We start from the raw sequence: 1,868 nt of genomic DNA on the forward strand, positions 1-1,868 counted from the left end.
TCATTGGCACCCGAGAGGATTTCACTGGTCGCTGTTTTCAAGGCCCGTGACGTGGTGCGCAATTGCTTGACCACTTCGGTCAGACGATCACCCACGCGGTTTGTGTCATTTTTGAGCTGCAGGAAGGCCCCTTGGTAATCTCCCTCCATACGTACCGTCAAATTGGTGTTGGCCAGCGCCGCCATAACTTCGCCGGTTTCTTTCAGCCCGCGGTCAACTGTGTCCACAAGCGCGTTCACATTGTCGCCCAGTTTGGCCAACTCAGGGTCCGGAATATCCACGTCCACACGTTGCGAGAAATCGCCCGCCGAAGCAGCTCCCACGACACTGCGGAATGAAGATTGCAGATCCTCCATCATTTTTGACCGTTTGAGGACCTCTTGCTGACGGATCGCTTCTTCTTCGCCCAGCTTGGCCACGCGCATCGCATTTTGGTGGAACACCTCAAGCGCACGGGTCAACACGCCGATCTCACTTTTCGATTGGTCGGGCTGAATTTCAATATCCAATTTGCCTTCCCCCAGCTCGTCGGCATTTTCTGCCAGGCGCTGCAAGGGAACAGAGATCGACCGCCCGATGATCAGACCAGCACCCAAAATCAAGAATGTGGCCACCGCGATAATCGAGAAGGACACAATCAGAACAAGCTGGTTGACCTGATTGAGCTTGGCGACAGCAGCAGCTGCGCCCTGCTCAGCTTGCGCCGCCAGCTCCTCTACTTTTGGCAACAGGCTCTCAAAATCTGCATCCAAAACGGCGATCTGTTCGTTAAGCGCCGACTTGCTTTCAGAGAATGCATCGAACCGGCTCTTATATCCGTCAATCAATCCGGAGATCTGGCTTTGATCTCCTGCGGAAAGGCCGCTTTCGCTCAACAGCCCGTTGAACTCCGTCACACGGTCGTGCAAGCGCCCGATATATTTCTCACCACCACGGATAATAAAATCCTTCTCATGCCGACGCATCATCAGAATTTTAACAGTCAGATTGTCCAAATTGGCCGCATTTACCTTTTCTTCTGCACTTTGAACGGCAGAACGCAAGCTGCCGCGCAACCCCTCTTCTTCGCTATAGCCGATCTGTTCGACCAGGGCCTGAATGTTTGAAAAATGCTCGAACTGGGTATCTATATTGGCCTTAACCTCGTCGGACAAGGCGGCGAGTTCCGGCGCTTGCACCAAGCCATTCAACCGCTCAAACTCGGCTTCTATGCCTGCTTTTTCTGCCGCAACTTGCAACAGTTTTTGTTCGTCGGGGTCATTGATGAAGTCGCGCTCAATCGTGCGAACGCGTAACACACTTGCCCGGATCTGCTGCACCGTTTGATTGATCTGCTCAAACCGAGCTTCATCCTGCTTGACATCGCTGGTCACCACATAGCCATAAAAATAACCGGCGCCCAAGAGTGCAAAAAGCAAGGTCCCTGTAATCGTCAGAAGGCGAATACGGGACCCGATGGTCATTTTTTCCAATGTCTTCATGAATGTCATGCTGTCTACCCGTTCAAAGCAAATGAGGCACTCAGATTTTCCATCTGAGTGCCTCCATTTAATACAAAAGCATTTAAGAATGTGTTGCAGTGCGCGTGGAACTTAAAACTCCTCCCACTCCTCATCAACGGCCACTGCTTCACTCCCCCGACCAAACATCGATTTCGCCGCAGAGGATACTTTTGACTGCAATTGTTTAATACCCGAAGGTTTGGCCGACGGCGCCCGGGCGGACCCACCCTGGTTGGCGGCAACCACACGCGCTTCGCCGTCTGTGACAAACACATCGACGATCTTGTCCAGTTCGGTGGCCTGGTTTTCCGTTTGCTCAATCGCTGCGTTGGTTTCTTCCACCAGCGCCGCATTGTGCTGCGTCGT

1 protein-coding gene and 1 pseudogene are annotated in these 1,868 nt (G+C 52.8%); both read right to left on the minus strand.

Annotation, left to right across the window (positions count from 1 at the left end; all coding sequences use genetic code 11):
• On the minus strand, window positions 1–1,490 hold a 1,490-nt coding region (locus tag L1I42_RS16145; RefSeq protein ID WP_236115780.1), incomplete at its 3' end, for a HAMP domain-containing protein.
• A 102-nt stretch (window positions 1,491–1,592) separates the two neighbouring features.
• Window positions 1,593–1,868: pseudogene (locus L1I42_RS16150) on the minus strand (methyl-accepting chemotaxis protein); the annotation flags it as partial.

Source organism: Maritalea mediterranea, from assembly GCF_021568695.1.
Classification (GTDB): Bacteria; Pseudomonadota; Alphaproteobacteria; order Rhizobiales; family Devosiaceae; genus Maritalea; species Maritalea mediterranea.